Below are 17,523 nucleotides of genomic sequence, written 5' to 3' on the forward strand. Positions count from 1 at the left end.
CTTGCTCCCGCTGGACTGCGAAGCAGTCCCCAACCGGCCGATGCGCGACCAGGATCGGGACCGCTACGCGATCCAGCGGGAGCAAGCTCCCTCGCCACAAGTAAGCGACGTCGCTACAGGGTTACCAGGTCAGCACAGCCCCCACCGCAAAGGTGTCGGTGTCTTCATCCTGGTCGCTGGTGTCGTGGCCGTTGATTGCGAACTGGTTGTACTCGGCCACCAGCTTGAGGTTGTCGTTGATGTCATGGAACAGCGCAACGCCGCGCGTTTCGTAATCCGCGCCGCTGCCGACCACGCCATTGCCGTCGTCGTTGGTCTTGCCGTAAGACAAGGCCAGTCGGTTCTTGCCCAGTTTGTAGGAGCCCTGCAGCAGGTAACCGTCACTGTCGACATTGCGCAGGGTCGGTTCGCCAGCGTTGTTGGTGAAAAACGGGTTGATGCCTTTGGCCTGGAAGCCGGAGCCTGTAAGGGACAAACCGCCCATTTTCGCCTGCACGCCATAGCCGACGCCTTTGGAGGTGACGGACTCGACGGTGGAATCGGTATTGTCCGACGTCTGGTAGCTGCCGTTGACCCAGCTGTAGATCTTCGCCCCGGCGAGGTCGAACTGATAGGTGATCTCGCTTTCGGTACGCGGGTTCTCTTGGTACGCCTTGCCGGTCGGGCTGCTGTCGTTGGTGTCCACCGGGTCCATGATCCCCACGGCCACTCGCAAACCCTCCATCACCGGCGTGCGGTAGGTGATCTGCGACGTCGGGAACGGGTACGGATAACCCGTGCCGATATTGCCGAACGACACCCCGCCACCGTCCACCAGCCCCAGGGTATCGCTGACCTGGCCGTAACCGGCGAGCAACTCATCGAGCAGGATGTTGGAACGGGCGAACAGGCCGAAGTCCTTGCCGACCAGCACTTCGCCCCACTCAGGGTTGGCCACCGTGCCGTAGAACTGACGCACGTCGATGGCGGTGTCGGTGCCGTTGGTTTCGCTGTCGTTGATGGTCACCCAGAAAGAAGACCGGGCGCCGAGCTTGAGGTCATCGACCTGCTTGCCCATGTTGAAGCCCAGGTAGTTGGGCAGAAAACCCATTTTGACCCGCGCTTGCTTGCGGTCGAACTGGTCGCCGGCACGGTCCACATCGCTGTTCACGTAAAAAGCGTTGATGTAGCCGTCGGTGGAAAACGTGGTCTGGTCCTTGTCGTACAGCACGATCTCGGCTTGGGCCATCGAGCTCAAACCGAGGGTCGAAAGGCTGGCGATGAAGGCAGGCAAGAAACGATGCTTGATGTTCTTATTGTTGTGCATGACGCGCTCCGCAGCGGGGGACTGGATGTCGGAGGCGATTATCGAAAGCTGACCGGCGGCGTCATACGCTGCCTTGGAGGCGGTTTTGAAATGCTTTGGAGTGGCAGGTGATGCGCGGCAAGTTCGGTGTAAGACCGTCCGTCGACGAGGCCCGGAACTTAAGGCGTACGCCTGTGGAACGGACTGGCGTCCACAGGAACCGGTACTTGCTAAACGCCCGCTCTAAACAGCATGTAAGCGGCGACCACGACACAGATGCTGGCGAAGCCGATCTGCAATGCCCGGGCCGGGACTCGCGCACAAAGTCTTCGGCCAATGATCATGCCGACGATGCTCGCGACGATAAACGCCACGCCCAAACCGTCGATTCGCACCCCGGCCTGAAACGCGCCAATCACGCCGATGGCGGAAATCAGGCTGATCACCATCAACGACGTGGCGACGATGCCGCGCATCTGCACATCGGTCAGTTGCTTGAATGCAGGGACGATCAGGAAGCCGCCACCGACCCCGAGCAGCCCCGATACCACACCGGTCACCGCGCCCAGTGCCGCGAGGGTCGCGGTGCATTTGGCGGTCCAGGAAAAGCGCCCGGTCTGCTGATCGAGCATGCAGTTCTTCTGGCCCCAGTTGGCGTGGCCGTGGTCGCTTGGCCCTTCGTCCTGGCGCTCTCGGCGCAGCATCCGCCAGGCCACCATGACCATTAGCAGGCTGAACAGGATCATCAGGATTTTTTCCGGCAACTGATTGGCGAAGTAGATGCCGATCGGCGAAAAAATCGCCCCCAGCAGAGCGATCAGCAACGCTGCGCGATAACGCACCAGGCCATGGCGCAACCCGTCAATGGCGCCGACAGCCGCCGCACTGCCCACCGCGAACAGGGCGACCGGCGCGGCTTGCGTCATGGTCCAACCCAACCCCAGCACCAGCGCCGGCACCGCAAGAATGCCGCCACCGGCGCCGGTCAAACCGAGAACCAACCCCATCACCACGCCAAAAAAACTTGCCAGCAACATAAAACACTCGTGATCCGCGAAAAAAGCCGGGAACGCCCGGTATCGATGACTGACAGGATAGAGCCCGCGCAGCTTTTTTGATTAATTGAATTGATGCGGGCTGGTCAGCGCAGGGAGAATGAAACTACCCTCATGGCTTGTCCTAAAAGAAAACGGCCACCATGCCTGCCTTGATTGAAGCTTTTTTAGACCCTGCCTCGTCGACCTACAGCTACGTCATCTACGAACACGATGGCGGACACTGCGCCATCGTCGACCCGGTGCTCGATTACGACCCCGCCGCGGGGCGAACCGCCACCACCCAGGCCGACAAGATCATCGCCTTCGTTCGCCAGCATCAGTTGCAGGTGCAATGGCTGCTGGAAACCCACGCCCATGCCGATCACCTGTCCGCTGCGCCGTATCTGCGTCGGGAACTGGGCGGGAAGATTGCGATTGGTCAGTCGATCAGCAAGGTTCAAAGCGTGTTCAAGACCCTGTTCAACCTTGAGCCGGAATTCTGTATCGATGGTTCGCAGTTCGATCATCTGTTCGCGCCGGATGAATCGTTCCGCATCGGCAATCTCAAGGCCACGGCCCTGCATGTTCCCGGCCATACGCCAGCGGACATGGCTTATCTGATCGACAGCGATGTGATTCTGGTGGGCGATACATTGTTCATGCCGGATGTGGGCACCGCGCGCTGCGACTTTCCCGGCGGCAACGCCAACCAGATGTTTGCCTCGATTCACAAGCTGCTGGCCTTCCCTGCCGGCGTCCGACTGTATGTCTGTCATGACTACCCGCCCGAGGGGCGTAAACCGCAGTGCATGAGCACGGTGGGTGAACAGCGCAAAAGCAACATTCACATTCATGACGGCATCGACGAAGCCACGTTCGTTGCCATGCGCACCCGGCGCGATGCGGGGTTGGGCATGCCGACGCTATTGCTGCCGGCGATCCAGGTGAATGTGCGGGCGGGGAATTTGCCGCCGGCTGAGGGCAATGGCGTCACCTATTTGAAGATCCCTCTGAATAAACTCTAACGATCGAACACGTAACCCGTAGCAGCTGTCGAGCACCGCGAGGCTGCGTCCGCGGTTTACCTGAAGGAACTCGGTTGTAGGGTCTGCGACTGCTACGCAGCCGAACGCTGCCTCGCGGTGCTCGACAGCTGCTACAGGGGATTTGCGTTTAGTTCGCGAGGGTTAACCCATTCGCCGGCAACGGCAACGCCGTCTTATACCGCACCTGCTTGAGCGCAAAGCTCGAGCGGATATTGGCAACGCCGGGGACTTTGGTGAGGAAGTCCATCATGAAGCGCTCCAGCGACTGAATGGTCGGCACCAGTACGCGAATCAAGTAATCCGGGTCGCCGGCCATCAAATAGCACTCCATCACTTCCGGGCGATCCGAGATCGCTTCCTCGAAATGCTGCAACGCCTCCTCCACCTGTTTTTCCAGGCTCACATGAATGAACACATTCACATGCAGCCCCAGCAAATCGGCATCCAGCAGCGTCACTTGCTCACGAATCAGGCCCAATTCCTCCATCGCCTTGACCCGGTTGAAGCACGGGGTTGGCGACAGATTGACCGAGCGTGCGAGGTCGGCGTTGGTGATGCGCGCGTTCTCCTGAAGGCTGTTCAAAATGCCGATATCGGTACGGTCCAGTTTGCGCATGAGACAAAACCACCTGTTTTTTATGTTTATGCAGATTTTTTATCCTCAAATGATCACCAGCGCAATGAAACAGAGAGAAATATTCTTCTTGGCCCGGCCTATGATTGTTGTAGGACAAGATTTCTTTCACCGAAGAATGACGGTCAGCTCACTACAAGAAATTCACAAGATCGAGCGTAGAAGCCATGAACCAAGCGTACGAACCGCTGCAACTGCACGTTCCCGAACCATCGGGCCGTCCAGGCTGCAAAACCGACTTCTCCTACCTGCGTCTGACCGACGCCGGCACGGTGCGCAAACCCCCAATCGACGTTGAACCGGCCGACACCGCTGATCTGGCCAAGGGCCTGATTCGCGTGCTCGATGACGAGGGCAATGCCCTCGGTCCCTGGGCTGAAGGCGTGCCGGCCGAGATCCTGCGCAAAGGCATGCGTGCCATGCTCAAGACGCGGATCTATGACAACCGCATGGTGGTCGCCCAGCGTCAGAAAAAAATGTCGTTCTACATGCAGAGCCTTGGCGAAGAAGCCATCGGCAGCGGCCAGGCCCTGGCGCTGAACGTCGATGACATGTGCTTCCCGACGTACCGCCAGCAAAGCATCCTGATGGCGCGCGAAGTGCCGCTGGTGGACCTGATCTGCCAGCTGTTGTCCAACGAGCGCGATCCGCTCAAGGGCCGTCAGCTGCCGATCATGTATTCAGTCAAAGACTTCGGCTTCTTCACCATTTCCGGCAACCTCGCCACCCAGTTCGTGCAAGCCGTGGGCTGGGGCATGGCCTCGGCGATCAAGGGCGACACCAAAATCGCCTCGGCCTGGATCGGCGACGGCGCTACCGCCGAATCCGACTTCCACACCGCCCTCACCTTTGCCCACGTTTACCGTGCGCCAGTGATCCTCAACGTGGTCAACAACCAGTGGGCGATCTCCACGTTCCAGGCGATTGCCGGTGGTGAAGCCACCACGTTCGCCGGTCGTGGCGTCGGTTGCGGCATTGCCTCCCTGCGGGTCGATGGCAACGATTTCGTCGCGGTCTACGCCGCCTCTGCCTGGGCCGCCGAACGCGCCCGCCGCAACCTCGGCCCGACCATGATCGAATGGGTCACCTACCGCGCCGGCCCGCACTCGACTTCTGATGATCCGTCCAAATACCGTCCTGCCGACGACTGGAGCTACTTCCCGTTGGGCGACCCGATTGCGCGTCTCAAGCAGCATCTGGTGAAAATCGGTCAGTGGTCCGAAGAGGAACACGTCGCCGTCAGTGCCGAACTGGAAGCCGAAGTGATCGCCGCACAGAAAGAAGCCGAGCAGTACGGCACCCTCGCCGGCGGCCAGATTCCGAGCGCCGCGACCATGTTCGAAGACGTCTACAAAGAGATGCCGGAGCACTTGAAGCGCCAGCGTCAAGAGTTGGGGATCTGACATGAACGATCACAACAACAATATCGAGTTGGAAACCGCCATGACCACGACCACCATGACCATGATCCAGGCCCTGCGCTCGGCCATGGATGTGATGCTTGAGCGTGACGACAACGTCGTGGTGTTCGGCCAGGACGTCGGCTACTTCGGCGGCGTGTTCCGCTGCACCGAAGGCCTGCAGAACAAGTACGGCACCTCCCGCGTATTCGACGCGCCGATCTCCGAAAGCGGCATCGTCGGCGTCGCCGTCGGCATGGGCGCCTACGGTCTGCGGCCGGTGGCCGAGATCCAGTTCGCCGACTACGTTTACCCGGCGTCGGACCAGATCATTTCCGAAGCCGCCCGCCTGCGTTATCGCTCGGCCGGCGAGTTCACCGCCCCGATGACCCTGCGCATGCCTTGCGGCGGCGGCATCTACGGCGGCCAGACCCACAGCCAGAGCATCGAGGCGATGTTCACCCAGGTCTGCGGTTTGCGCACGGTGATGCCGTCCAACCCTTACGACGCCAAAGGCTTGCTGATCGCCTCCATCGAAAACGATGACCCGGTGATCTTCCTCGAGCCAAAACGCCTGTACAACGGCCCGTTCGACGGTCACCACGAACGCCCGGTTACCCCGTGGTCGAAACACCCGGCCGCGCAAGTGCCGGACGGTTACTACACCGTGCCGCTGGACGTCGCCGCGATCACCCGTCCGGGCAAGGACGTGACCATCCTGACTTACGGCACCACCGTTTACGTGTCGCAAGTGGCGGCTGAAGAAACCGGCATAGACGCCGAAGTCATCGACCTGCGCAGCCTGTGGCCGCTGGACCTGGAGACCATCGTCAAGTCGGTGAAGAAAACCGGCCGTTGCGTGATCGTGCACGAAGCGACCCGCACCTGCGGTTTCGGCGCCGAACTGGTCGCCCTGGTGCAAGAGCACTGCTTCCACTACCTGGAAGCGCCTATCGAACGCGTCACCGGTTGGGACACTCCCTACCCGCACGCACAAGAGTGGGCGTATTTCCCTGGTCCGTCCCGAGTGGGCGCGGCTTTGCATCGGGTTATGGAGGTCTGAATGGGCACGCACGTTATTAAAATGCCGGACATTGGTGAAGGCATTGCAGAAGTTGAACTGTCGGTTTGGCACGTCAAAGTCGGCGACATGGTCGTCGAAGACCAGGTACTGGCCGATGTCATGACCGACAAGGCGATGGTCGACATCCCTTCGCCGGTGAACGGCAAGGTGATTGCCCTGGGCGGACAGCCTGGCGAAGTCATGGCGGTTGGCAGCATCCTGATCAGCATTGAAGTCGAAGGCGCGGGCAACGTTAAAGAGTCGGCGCAGCCTGCACCGGTTAAAGAAGCGCCGGTGTCGGCACCGAAAGTTGCCACCGCTGTCGAGAGCAAACCGGTTGTTGCCGCAGCGCCGCGAGCTGCCGTATGCCAGGGCCCGATGGTCGCTCGCGAAGCGGATGAGCGTCCGCTGGCCTCACCGGCCGTGCGCAAACATGCACTGGACCTCGGCATTCAATTGCGTCTGGTGCGTGGCACCGGCCCTGCCGGTCGGGTGCTGCACGAAGACCTCGAGGCCTATCTGGCTCAAGGTCAGCAGCCGCAATCCACCGCTGTCGCCGCTTACGCCCAGCGTAACGATGAAGAACAGATCCCGGTCATCGGCATGCGCCGCAAGATCGCCCAGCGCATGCAGGACGCCACTCAGCGCGCCGCTCATTTCAGTTATGTCGAAGAAATCGACGTCACCGCCGTGGAAGAACTGCGCGCTCACCTGAACGAAAAACACGGCGCGACCCGCGGCAAGCTGACCTTGCTGCCGTTCCTGGTCCGCGCACTGGTCGTTGCCCTGCGCGACTTCCCGCAGATCAACGCCCGTTACGACGACGAAGCCCAGGTCATCACCCGCCTCGGCGCGGTGCATGTCGGCATCGCCACCCAAGCTGACATCGGTTTGATGGTGCCGGTGGTCCGTCACGCCGAAACCCGCAGCCTGTGGGACAGCGCCCAGGAAATTTCGCGCCTTGCTACCGCTGCCCGCAATGGCAAGGCCAGCCGCGATGAGTTGTCCGGTTCGACCATCACCCTGACCAGCCTCGGCGCCTTGGGCGGTATCGTCAGCACCCCGGTGCTGAACCTGCCTGAAGTGGCGATCGTGGGCGTCAACAAAATCGTCGAACGGCCGATGGTCGTCAAAGGCCAGATTGTGATTCGCAAGATGATGAACCTCTCCAGCTCCTTCGATCACCGCGTGGTCGATGGCATGGATGCGGCGCAATTCATCCAGGCCATCCGTGGCTTGCTCGAACAACCCGCAACCTTGTTTGTGGAGTAAGACATGCAGAATTTGAACACCACGCTGCTGATCATCGGCGGCGGCCCTGGCGGTTATGTGACGGCGATTCGTGCCGGTCAGCTGGGCATCTCGACCATTCTGGTCGAAGGCGAATCCCTGGGTGGCACGTGCCTGAACATCGGCTGCATTCCGTCCAAGGCGTTGATCCACGTCGCCGAACAGTTTCACCAGACGCAGCATCACAGCCAGCATTCGGCGCTGGGCATCAGCGTGTCGGCGCCGACCCTCGATATCAGCAAAAGTGTCGAGTGGAAGGACGGTATCGTTGATCGCCTGACCACCGGCGTGGCGGCGCTGCTGAAAAAGAACAAGGTTCAGGTCATTCAAGGTTGGGCCAAGATCGTCGACGGCAAAACCGTCGACGTCGGCGACACGCGCATTCAGTGCGAACACCTGGTGCTGGCCACCGGTTCGAAAAGCGTGAACCTGCCGATGCTGCCGATTGGCGGCCCGATCATCTCCTCCACCGAAGCCCTGGCGCCGACGTCCGTGCCGAAACGGCTGATCGTCGTCGGTGGCGGTTACATCGGTCTGGAGCTGGGGATCGCCTATCGCAAGCTCGGCGCTGAGGTCAGCGTGGTCGAGGCTCAGGATCGCATCCTGCCGGCCTACGACGCGGAACTGACGCAGCCTGTGCATGACGAACTGAAAAAATTCGGCATGAAGCTTTACTTGAAGCACAGCGTCCAAGGCTTTGATTCTTCTAGCAATACACTGCAAGTTCTTGATCCGAATGGCGACACCCTGAACCTGGAAACCGATCAGGTACTCGTCGCCGTCGGCCGTAAACCGAACACTCAGGGCTGGAACCTCGAAGGTTTGAACCTGGACATGAACGGCCCGGCGATCAAGATCGACAACCGCTGCCAGACCAGCATGCGCAACGTGTATGCCATTGGCGACGTGAGCGGCGAACCGATGCTCGCGCACCGGGCCATGGCTCAGGGCGAGATGGTTGCCGAACTGATCAGCGGTAAATCCCGCGAATTCAACCCGACCGCCATCGCCGCCGTGTGCTTTACCGACCCGGAACTGGTGGTGGTCGGCAAGACCCCGGACGACGTCAAGGCGGCGGGCCTGGACTGCATCGTTTCCAGCTTCCCGTTTGCCGCCAATGGTCGGGCGATGACGCTGGAATCGAAAAGCGGCTTCGTGCGGGTCGTGGCGCGGCGTGACAATCATGTGATTGTCGGCTGGCAGGCGGTCGGTGTGGGCGTGTCGGAATTGTCGACGGCGTTCGGCCAGAGCCTTGAAATGGGCGCCCGACTGGAAGACATTGCCGGCACCATCCACGCGCATCCGACACTCGGCGAGGCGGTACAGGAAGCGGCGTTGCGAGCCCTCGGCCACGCGCTGCACCTGTAACCGCTTCATCTGATCGTTCCCACGCTCCGCGTGGGAATGCCTCAACGGACGCTCCGCGTCCGCGTTATGGACGCGGAGCGTCCCGGGCTGCATTCCCACGCAGAGCGTGGGAACGATCAAAGGAACGAATTGCGGGCTGCGAAATGGGCCCGGAATGAAGTATTGTTGTCCCCATCCAGAAAAACGTCAGAAGCCTTGAACCGTTTCGGCGGTTGTTAAGCGATAGAGGGTGTCATGGGTAACGAAAGCATCAATTGGGACAAGTTGGGTTTTGACTACATCAAGACAGACAAGCGCTATCTGTCGCACTGGCGTAATGGCGAGTGGGACAAAGGCACCCTGACCGAAGACAATGTGCTGCACATCAGCGAAGGCTCCACTGCCCTTCACTATGGCCAGCAATGCTTCGAAGGGCTGAAGGCCTATCGTTGCAAGGACGGTTCGATCAACCTGTTCCGCCCGGACCAGAACGCCGCCCGCATGCAACGCAGCTGCGCGCGCCTGCTGATGCCACAGGTGTCCACCGAGCAGTTCGTCGAAGCCTGCAAGGAAGTGGTCCGCGCCAACGAGCGTTTCATCCCGCCTTACGGCACCGGCGGCGCGCTGTACCTGCGTCCGTTCGTGATCGGCGTGGGTGACAACATCGGCGTGCGTACCGCCCCCGAGTTCATCTTCTCGATCTTCGCCATCCCGGTCGGTGCCTACTTCAAGGGCGGCCTGACCCCGCACAACTTCCTGATCTCCAGCTACGACCGCGCCGCCCCACAAGGCACCGGTGCAGCCAAGGTCGGTGGTAACTACGCGGCCAGCCTGATGCCAGGTTCCCAGGCCAAGAAAGCCCACTACGCCGACTGCATTTACCTGGACCCGATGACCCACACGAAAATCGAAGAAGTCGGCTCGGCCAACTTCTTCGGGATCACCCACGACAACAAGTTCGTGACCCCGAATTCGCCGTCGGTCCTGCCGGGCATTACCCGCCTGTCGTTGATCGAGCTGGCAAAATCGCGTCTGGGCCTGGAAGTGGTCGAAGGCGACGTGTTCATCGACAAGCTGTCCGACTTCAAGGAAGCCGGCGCTTGCGGTACTGCTGCGGTGATCACCCCGATCGGCGGCATCAGCTACAACGATCACCTGCACGTGTTCCATAGCGAAACCGAAGTCGGCCCAGTCACCCAGAAGCTCTACAAAGAGCTGACCGGTGTACAGACCGGCGACATCGAAGCGCCAGCGGGCTGGATCGTCAAGGTTTGATTTGACGGGACCTGATCCCCAGCGGCACATAACCCATCCATCGCTTTCGCGATGGGTGGGTTTTTTATTGCATTAGGGATGGCCATTCAGGGTCCGTACCCATTTCATAGCTCACTTGTTAAACTAGCCCATTTTTTCAGAGCCGAAGGCTAGGGACTGCGCCGTGAATTTAGAAACTTTGACGATGCATTGGAAATCGGAAGTTTCAAACAAGAAAAAACCGGGTAGTCGTATCGGCCTGATCACCAATATTCTTAAACGAACCAGAAAGAGCAACACGCTCAGATACTTGTTCATATTCAGACTGGCGCAGTATTTAAATGCTCGCAAAGGTTTGTGCCGCGTTTATGCGAAACGGCTGGAAAGAAAGAGCAATCTAAAGTACGGAGTTGACATAAATATCGATGCCCAAATAGGCCCCGGCTTTCGTATCGGCCATTTGCCTGGGATCGTTATCACTGGCCATGTGCGGATCGGCCGAAACTTCTTTATCCGTCAAAACACTACCATTGGCATTAAAACCATGGGACTAGCTGAATATGACCTCAAGATCGGCGATAACGTAAGTATCGGGGCAAATAGTTGCATCATCGCGGACACCCTCTCAATTGGTGATGACGTTACTATCGGGGCCATGTCCTTCGTCAATAAAAACATTCCCGCAGGCACTACTTTTTATAACGCCCGATAATCGTGAGTGCATCCCGTTCTATCTGAGCAAACAACCACTCCACAAACACCCGTGTCTGCGCCGTCACATTAGGCGCGACACCGTAGTAATAACGCGGCAACGGCATTCGCAATTCGGGCAATGGGCAAATCAGGCGACCGCTAGAGAGATGGGTGCCCAGCAAAGAGGTGGGGCACAAGGCAATGCCCTGTCCTTCCACGGCGGCCTCAAGCACCAGGTGCATGTGGTCAAACTGCCGGGTGACCTGAGAGGCTGACTGGCCTTGACCAAAATGCAGGGCCCAGTTGTGCCAATCTTCGCGACGCGCCTTGGCGGTCAGTAACGTGTGACGGCTCAGGGACGCGAGGTCTTCAAGGGCCAGGCGCTCAATCAGCGAAGGTGCCGCGACCAGCAACAGTTCGTCTTCGAAGAGCGCTCGCGCCTCAATCGCCGGAGCCCAGTCATCACGACCACGGCGAATGACGATGTCGAACCCGTCGCGGGCATGATCGGGGGCCTGGGTCTGGGTCATCACTTGCGGCTTGATGTCGGGGTGCTGCGCGATGAAATCTTCCAGTCTGGGCGCTAGCCACAGCATCGCAAAGGATGGGCGGACATTGATCTTCACGGTCGGCAGCGAGGCATGTTGCTTGAGCGCAGCGGTGGCGTTGGCAATCTGCGCCAGCCCGGCACTGACCTGCTCATAAAAGCGTTGACCCGCCGGCGTCAGCACCGATTGCCGGACACGCCGCTCGAACAGCAGCACACCCAGGTGCTCCTCAAGCAATTTGATGTGCCGGCTGACGGCACTGTGACTGACATGCAGCTCTTCGGCCGCCAGGCTGAAACTCTGATGGCGAGCAGCAACAGCAAAGGCGCGAACAGCATTGAGGGGCGGTAGTGGATTGATCATGTGTCTAATTTAGTCACATATGCAGCGCAATTAAAGCGTTTGTCACGCCCACGTCGTCACGCCAATCTGCTCGCACGCAGCCAGCGCCACCTGACGGAGCAAGACATGAACAGCTACGGACTCTTTCTATTGTTCGCCACCCTGACCATTTTGAGTCCGGGGCCTGGCGTTGTCCTGACCCTGTCCAACGCGGTGCGCCATGGCTGGACCGGGGCAGTGCCGGGCATTCTGGGGATCGCATCGGGTGCGTTTATCGTCGCCGCCATCAGCGCCACCAGCGTCGGCCTGATCCTCAGCACTTCCGCCAACGCCTTTACTGCGTTGAAATACGCAGGGGCCGCCTATTTGCTGTACCTGGGTTACAAGAGCTGGCGCTCGGCAGGTTTCAACACGCTGCTTGAAACACGTCCCTCAAGCCCGGGCTACCGCTTCCTGGAAGCGGCTTCGATCCAGTTTCTGAACCCCAAGGCCGTGTTTTTCTTTCTGGCGGTGTTCCCGCAATTCATCGACACCTCAGCGCACTTCTCCACCCAGTTTTTCAAACTGGTCGCCTCCTATGGCGTGCTGGTGATCCTCGTGCATGGCAGCTATGCCTTGCTCGCCAATGCTGCCAAAGGCTGGTTGTCGAGTCCGAAAGGTTCCTGGCTGGCGGCGAAAGTCTCGGGTGTGACCTTCGCCGGTTTCGGCGTGCTGATGGCCTCGGCCAGTCGCTAAGGTGCAGACCTGGCGATCGCTCGACGCCGGGGCTCGGTGAGCGCGGTTTGTGTTGTCGATACCTGAACTGGCAGTTCAACAGCGAACCGGCTGCTGAGCTCCTTGCATCCCGTCGCCGTCAACGTCAGCACGCGGCTGTCCAGGTCTTGAGTTACCCATTTGCGCGTGATCGCCGTTTTCAACAACGCCGCCCCCAGCGATCCACCCAGATGCGGGCGGCGCATGCTCCAGTCCAGGCACGGGCAGGCAAAACGGCGGCGCAGCGTGCTCAAATCCTTGACCTCGATACCCAACCCTTCAAACAACGCCTCACCGCTTTGGCTCAACTGATAAGCCTGTTCATCGGTTGCCAGCAGCCACCCCGCTTCGATCATCCGGTCATGCAGCAGCACCGCCAACGTGCCGGCCATGTGGTCGTAACACGTGCGGGCGAATTGCAGGCGATCCGGGGTGCGCGAATTGAAGGTCGGCGTAGCGTTCTGCCCGATCACCATCAACGCTTCCAGCGCCTGGGCGACGCGCTTGTCCGTCAGGCTGTAATAGCGATGTCGGCCCTGCACGTGCAGCCGCACCAGCGCCAACTCCTTGAGTTTGGCCAGATGCGCGCTGGCGGTGGAGGCACTGACTTCGGCAATCGCCGCCAACTCAGTGCTGGTGCGGGCGTGGCCGTCCATCAGCGAACAGAGGATTTTGGTCCGGGCCGGTTCCGCGATCGCTGCAGCCACCTGGGAGACGCCGATGTCGTGCTGTTCTACGTTCATATTTCGTTCCCGGACGAATCAAGGACTTTTCGGACTGGAGATAGTAGCAACACTTTTCCAACCACGAACAAGGCTGCGACCCATGGACCCGATCATCGCTGCGACTCATGCCGATCCTTATCCCTATTACGCGCAACTGCGCGCGCAGGGCGGGATGGTTTTTCACCAAGGACTGAAAGTGTGGGTGGCGACTAGCGCCCGAGCCGTTGCGGCGGTGCTCGCGCATCCTGACTGTCATGTCCGACCGTCCCACGAACCAGTGCCCAAGGCTATTGTTGGCGGAATGGCCGGCAAGGTCTTCGGTCGGTTGATGCGGATGAATGAGGGCGAACGGCAGCGCTGCCCGAGGTCGGCGATACAACCAGGATTGGCGTCTATTGATGCAGATGAAGTCAATGCGCTCGTCGGCGCTCGCCTGATCACTGCAGACGCCGATGGGTTGTACAAGGCAATGTTCCGCGGGCCGGTTTGCGTGGTGGCTGCATTGCTGGGGTTCTCTGCGGCTCAAAGCCGCGCTATCAGCGAACTGACCGGGGACTTCGTCGCGTGCCTGTCGCCCCTGAGCGGTCAAGCGCAACTGGAGGCGGCGCACGTTGCGGCGGAACACTTGAGCGGCTATTTGATTGAGCTACTGGATGACCCGAACAATCAGAGCGCCCTGCTCGCCGGGATCCGCCAGCGCTTCGCGGCAACCTCTGGCGACGTTGAAACGTTGATCGCCAACCTGATCGGGCTGTTTTCCCAGACCTATGAGGCCACCGCGGGGCTGATCGGCAACGCGTTGTTGGCGTTGATTAGAACCCCCTCGTTGCACAGTGAATCGACATCCTTGGACGACTTGATCGCTGAAGTTCAGCGCTTCGATCCGTCGGTGCAGAACACCCGCCGGTTTGTCGCTGCGCCTTGTGAAATCGAGGGGGTAAGCCTGAACCCTGGCGACGTGATTCTGGTGATGCTGGCTTCGGCCAATCGTGATCCGCAGCTCAATGACCATCCCGACGTCTTTCTTCTGGATCGTCCAGACCGGCGCAGCTTTACCTTTGGTGCGGGGCGGCATCAATGTCCGGGGCAGGTGTTGGCCTTGAGTATTGCCTGCGCCACCTTGAGGGAGATTCTGACGTTAAAACCTGCGTTGGATCGCCTGACCTGGCATTACCGGCCTTCGCTTAACGGGCGTATTCCGCTGTTTAGTGATTTGCCGTAAGACCACGTCAACACGCAACGGTCACGCCAGTCGCTGCGCAACAAAATCGATAAAGGCTTTCAACTTCGGCAGTGATTTTCGCGAGCGTGGATACACCATCTGTACCGGCTTGGGTGGCGGCGCATAGGCGTCCAGAATCCGCACGAGTTCGCCTTTGGCCAACGCGGCCGACACCAGGAAATCGGGCTGCATCAAAATCCCCTCTCCGGCCACGGCCGCCTGCAGCAGCACTTGGCCGTCATTGCTTTTCAACACCGCTCCTTCGGGCCAGGGAACCTCGCTTGCGCCGTTTTGCAAAGGCCAGGCAAAACGATTGCTCCAGGACGTGTGGGTGAGGATTCTGTGTCGGTGCAGGTCTTCGGGGGACTGAGGTACCTGCCATTTTTCCAGATACCGGGGCGATGCGCAGATCACCATTCGATACGGTGGCAATGGCTTGGCCAGCAGATTCACGCCGATCAGTTCGGAAATCCTGAACGCCAGATCGAATGACGTCTCGTACAGGTCCACCACTTCGTTGCTCAGAATCAGCTCGACCTGGATCTGCGGATAACACTGCATGAACGCCGAAACCAGAGGACCGACCAATGCCACGCCGAGGGTCATCGGTGCGGTGATTCGCAACAGTCCGCTGGGCTCCGGGTTCGACGCCTCCACCCGGCTGAACGCGTACTTCACCTGCTCCAGTGCCCGCTTGGCTTCTTCATAAAACAACCGACCTTCCCCGGTGATGGATTGGCGTCGGGTGGTGCGTTGAATCAATTTGGTATTGAGGGTTTTCTCCAGGCTTTGAATATGCCGTCCAACCATGACCGCCGACATCCCGACATCACTGGCCGCATCGGCAAAGCTGCCTGCCTCGACCACGGCGACGAAAACCTCCATTTGCCTGAGTTTGCTCATGACCATGCCTTGTGAAGGGAGAAAGCGGAACGCTTGATTAAGTACATCAGGTTAAAGGAGTAATAACCGGCAATGCGTTTATCACGAAGGGCGTCCTCCATAGAGTCACATTATTAAAGGTGAACAACGAGGCTCCATTGATGCAAACCCTACTGGACACGTCACTGAGTTGTTTTGCGCGGGCAGAGCTCCTGCAAGGCACCACGCCCATTCAGCGCGCTGAACGCCTCGAACACCTGCTGGGCTTGAAGCCGCAGGGAATCGGCCTGTTTCTCAAGCGCGACGATCATATGCTGATTGGCGGTGGCGGTAACAAACTGCGCAAACTCGAATTTCACATCGGCGCAGCGCTGGCGGCCGGAGTCGACACGGTGATCACTGTGGGCGGCATTCAGTCCAACCATGCGCGCCTGACCGCCGCGGTGTGCGCGCGCCTGGGCCTTGCCTGTGAACTGATTCTGACCCGCGCGGTACCCAAAACCGATGTGGATTACGAACTTAACGGCAACGTCCTGCTCGACCAATTGTTCGGCGCACAGCTACAGGTGCTTGCCGGCGGCAGCAACTCACTCGCCGTGGCCGAAATACGGGCCGCACAACTTCGGGATTTGGGGCGCAACGTGCTGGTGATTCCCACCGGTGGTTCAACGCCGCTGGGCAGTCTCGGTTATGCGCGCTGCGCAGCGGAGATCGCACAGCAAGAGACGGAACTCGGCCTCAGCTTCAATCAGGTCGTGGTGCCCAACGGCAGCGCCGGCACTCACGCAGGGCTCGCGGCGGGCTTCCAGTTGCTGGGCCGAGGCACCTCGATCGTCAAGTCCTATTCGGTTTTGTCCGATCGAGACACGTCAGCGGACAGAACCCGGCAATTGACCCAGGACGCATTGGCACTGTTGGGTAGCAAGGCCGTCGTTCAGGCTGAAGAGATCGCCATTGACGGCAGTCAGTTGGGCGACGGTTACGGTCTGCCAACGCCAGCCATGCAGGAAGCAGTGCGCCTGATGGCTCGCGCCGAAGGCCTGTTGATCGACCCGGTGTACTCCGGCAAAGCGTTTGCCGGGCTGTTGGCCGATCTCAGACAAGGACGCTACCGTACCGGAGACAACGTGCTGTTCGTGATGACCGGCGGAACACCGGGTTTGTATGCCTATCGGGAGACCTTTCAGTCTTAGCGGTTAATCATCCCGCGTCAGCACTTCCAGCAATTCAATCTCAAAAATCAGGTTCGAATTCGGCGTGATCTTGCCCATGGTCCGTTCACCGTAGGCCAGATGCGCCGGCACCAGCAATTTGCGCTTGCCGCCGACCTGCATGCCCATAATCCCCTGGTCTCAAGTATTTCATATGTAGCTTTGAAAAATTCAGGCTTCAGGCAGCTGTAGAAGATTCCAATTCCAAGAAGTATTCTCGCCCCAGCGGAGTGAGGTCGATGTAGTTGTAATGCATCCGGTCACGAGCAAGGTAAATGAGCTGCTTACGTGAGAGATTGTCGAGAGCATTTTGCGCTGCGATTCTGGATAGCTGCGAATACTGCCTCACTTCGTCGATTCCAAATTGACGGCCGTCTTGAATCGCCTTCCCCACCACGACAAATGCGACAGTTTCGTCTTCAGACAAGGGCGATCCCTCCGGCTCCGACGGTGTTTCTTTCTCGAAATACTTGGCGTAAATGAGAATCAGAACGGGCACCAGTAGCAAGACAACTAGTACGAGCAGAATCAAGACTATCCAGAAAGGCAAAGTAACGTCCCGTGCCAACCACCGGCCCACGCTCGCTACCCATTCCCACAGGCTGTTCATTGCAGAACTGAAAAACGTAAGCTCCAGCTTCTGCTCCACAGCCTTTGTGACCAGCACAGTCACAGTGATACTGACAAGCCCTAGAATCGCTTTCTTCAAGATAGACATCTGCTTTGCATCACCCTCTGGAATTTTTCACTGATGGCCGTTTAATGCCACGAATACTACCAGACTCCCCCGT

General features: G+C 59.3%; 17 protein-coding genes and 1 pseudogene. 10 read left to right on the forward strand and 8 right to left on the reverse strand.

Annotated features, from left to right (window positions below):
* Nucleotides 1–121: 121 nt before the first annotated feature.
* Both ACQ4OB_RS07755 and ACQ4OB_RS07760 read right to left on the reverse strand, forming a co-directional pair.
* Complete coding sequence (locus ACQ4OB_RS07755) at nucleotides 122–1,306, reverse strand: porin (protein WP_074876018.1); 1,185 nt, start codon at nucleotides 1,304–1,306, stop codon at nucleotides 122–124.
* Between the two features lie 209 nt (nucleotides 1,307–1,515).
* Entirely contained in the window at nucleotides 1,516–2,322 is an 807-nt protein-coding gene (locus ACQ4OB_RS07760) for a sulfite exporter TauE/SafE family protein (protein ID WP_430955415.1), read from the reverse strand.
* A gap of 161 nt (nucleotides 2,323–2,483) precedes the next feature.
* On the opposite strand from ACQ4OB_RS07760, the gene ACQ4OB_RS07765 reads away from it, so the two are divergent.
* Complete coding sequence (locus tag ACQ4OB_RS07765) at nucleotides 2,484–3,347, forward strand: MBL fold metallo-hydrolase (protein ID WP_074876015.1); 864 nt, start codon at nucleotides 2,484–2,486, stop codon at nucleotides 3,345–3,347.
* A gap of 148 nt (nucleotides 3,348–3,495) precedes the next feature.
* On the opposite strand, the gene bkdR is transcribed toward ACQ4OB_RS07765, so the two are convergent.
* Entirely contained in the window at nucleotides 3,496–3,984 is a 489-nt protein-coding gene (gene bkdR / locus ACQ4OB_RS07770; RefSeq protein WP_017339472.1) for a Bkd operon transcriptional regulator BkdR, read from the reverse strand.
* A gap of 185 nt (nucleotides 3,985–4,169) precedes the next feature.
* Between bkdR and ACQ4OB_RS07775 the strand changes: the two genes are divergently transcribed.
* The 6 genes from ACQ4OB_RS07775 to ACQ4OB_RS07800 all read left to right on the forward strand — a co-directional run bounded on the left by ACQ4OB_RS07775 (nucleotide 4,170) and on the right by ACQ4OB_RS07800 (nucleotide 11,068).
* On the forward strand, nucleotides 4,170–5,405 hold the full coding sequence (locus tag ACQ4OB_RS07775) for a 3-methyl-2-oxobutanoate dehydrogenase (2-methylpropanoyl-transferring) subunit alpha (RefSeq protein WP_074876013.1): 1,236 nt from the start codon (nucleotides 4,170–4,172) through the stop codon (nucleotides 5,403–5,405).
* A 1-nt stretch (nucleotide 5,406) separates the two neighbouring features.
* Nucleotides 5,407–6,465, forward strand: a complete 1,059-nt coding sequence (locus tag ACQ4OB_RS07780; protein ID WP_074876011.1) for an alpha-ketoacid dehydrogenase subunit beta — start codon at nucleotides 5,407–5,409, stop codon at nucleotides 6,463–6,465.
* The gene (locus ACQ4OB_RS07785) at nucleotides 6,466–7,737 is read left to right on the forward strand and encodes a dihydrolipoamide acetyltransferase family protein (RefSeq protein WP_074876009.1); all 1,272 of its coding nucleotides are present in this window, start codon (nucleotides 6,466–6,468) and stop codon (nucleotides 7,735–7,737) included. It begins immediately after the preceding gene.
* 3 nt (nucleotides 7,738–7,740) lie between these two features.
* The gene (gene lpdA, locus ACQ4OB_RS07790) at nucleotides 7,741–9,123 is read left to right on the forward strand and encodes a dihydrolipoyl dehydrogenase (protein WP_430955416.1); all 1,383 of its coding nucleotides are present in this window, start codon (nucleotides 7,741–7,743) and stop codon (nucleotides 9,121–9,123) included.
* Nucleotides 9,124–9,357: 234 nt separating this feature from the next.
* Nucleotides 9,358–10,377, forward strand: coding sequence for a branched-chain amino acid aminotransferase (locus ACQ4OB_RS07795; RefSeq protein WP_102615392.1), 1,020 nt, complete (start codon nucleotides 9,358–9,360; stop codon nucleotides 10,375–10,377).
* Nucleotides 10,378–10,540: 163 nt separating this feature from the next.
* On the forward strand, nucleotides 10,541–11,068 hold the full coding sequence (locus ACQ4OB_RS07800; protein ID WP_074880639.1) for a serine acetyltransferase: 528 nt from the start codon (nucleotides 10,541–10,543) through the stop codon (nucleotides 11,066–11,068).
* Here the strand turns inward: ACQ4OB_RS07800 and ACQ4OB_RS07805 are convergent.
* Nucleotides 11,046–11,960, reverse strand: a complete 915-nt coding sequence (locus ACQ4OB_RS07805) for a LysR substrate-binding domain-containing protein (RefSeq protein ID WP_430955417.1) — start codon at nucleotides 11,958–11,960, stop codon at nucleotides 11,046–11,048. The genes ACQ4OB_RS07800 and ACQ4OB_RS07805 overlap by 23 nt on opposite strands.
* Nucleotides 11,961–12,065: 105 nt before the next feature.
* Here ACQ4OB_RS07805 and ACQ4OB_RS07810 point away from each other — a divergent pair, with 105 nt between their 5' ends.
* The gene (locus ACQ4OB_RS07810) at nucleotides 12,066–12,674 is read left to right on the forward strand and encodes a LysE family translocator (RefSeq protein WP_008149720.1); all 609 of its coding nucleotides are present in this window, start codon (nucleotides 12,066–12,068) and stop codon (nucleotides 12,672–12,674) included.
* Here ACQ4OB_RS07810 and ACQ4OB_RS07815 read toward each other — a convergent pair.
* Nucleotides 12,671–13,435: an ArsR/SmtB family transcription factor gene (locus ACQ4OB_RS07815; RefSeq protein WP_430955418.1), complete on the reverse strand. Its 765-nt coding sequence runs from the start codon at nucleotides 13,433–13,435 to the stop codon at nucleotides 12,671–12,673. The two genes, ACQ4OB_RS07810 and ACQ4OB_RS07815, sit on opposite strands and share 4 nt — an antisense overlap.
* An 82-nt stretch (nucleotides 13,436–13,517) precedes the next feature.
* Here ACQ4OB_RS07815 and ACQ4OB_RS07820 point away from each other — a divergent pair, with 82 nt between their 5' ends.
* On the forward strand, nucleotides 13,518–14,639 hold the full coding sequence (locus ACQ4OB_RS07820) for a cytochrome P450 (protein ID WP_430955419.1): 1,122 nt from the start codon (nucleotides 13,518–13,520) through the stop codon (nucleotides 14,637–14,639).
* Nucleotides 14,640–14,660: 21 nt separating this feature from the next.
* Here the strand turns inward: ACQ4OB_RS07820 and ACQ4OB_RS07825 are convergent, their stop codons facing one another.
* Nucleotides 14,661–15,542, reverse strand: coding sequence for a LysR substrate-binding domain-containing protein (locus ACQ4OB_RS07825; RefSeq protein ID WP_074875995.1), 882 nt, complete (start codon nucleotides 15,540–15,542; stop codon nucleotides 14,661–14,663).
* A gap of 140 nt (nucleotides 15,543–15,682) precedes the next feature.
* On the opposite strand from ACQ4OB_RS07825, the gene ACQ4OB_RS07830 reads away from it, so the two are divergent.
* Nucleotides 15,683–16,714 carry a D-cysteine desulfhydrase family protein gene (locus ACQ4OB_RS07830; RefSeq protein WP_074875993.1) on the forward strand — a complete coding sequence of 344 codons (1,032 nt, stop codon included), beginning with the start codon at nucleotides 15,683–15,685 and terminating at the stop codon, nucleotides 16,712–16,714.
* A 3-nt stretch (nucleotides 16,715–16,717) separates the two neighbouring features.
* Here the strand turns inward: ACQ4OB_RS07830 and ACQ4OB_RS07835 are convergent.
* Nucleotides 16,718–16,873: pseudogene (locus ACQ4OB_RS07835) on the reverse strand (FKBP-type peptidyl-prolyl cis-trans isomerase); the annotation flags it as partial.
* Nucleotides 16,874–16,910: 37 nt separating this feature from the next.
* Nucleotides 16,911–17,450 carry a hypothetical protein gene (locus tag ACQ4OB_RS07840; protein WP_430955420.1) on the reverse strand — a complete coding sequence of 180 codons (540 nt, stop codon included), beginning with the start codon at nucleotides 17,448–17,450 and terminating at the stop codon, nucleotides 16,911–16,913.
* Between the last annotated feature and the right edge of the window lie 73 nt (nucleotides 17,451–17,523).

It is taken from the genome of Pseudomonas sp. ES4 (assembly GCF_050586665.1).
Classification (GTDB): Bacteria; Pseudomonadota; Gammaproteobacteria; order Pseudomonadales; family Pseudomonadaceae; genus Aquipseudomonas; species Aquipseudomonas frederiksbergensis.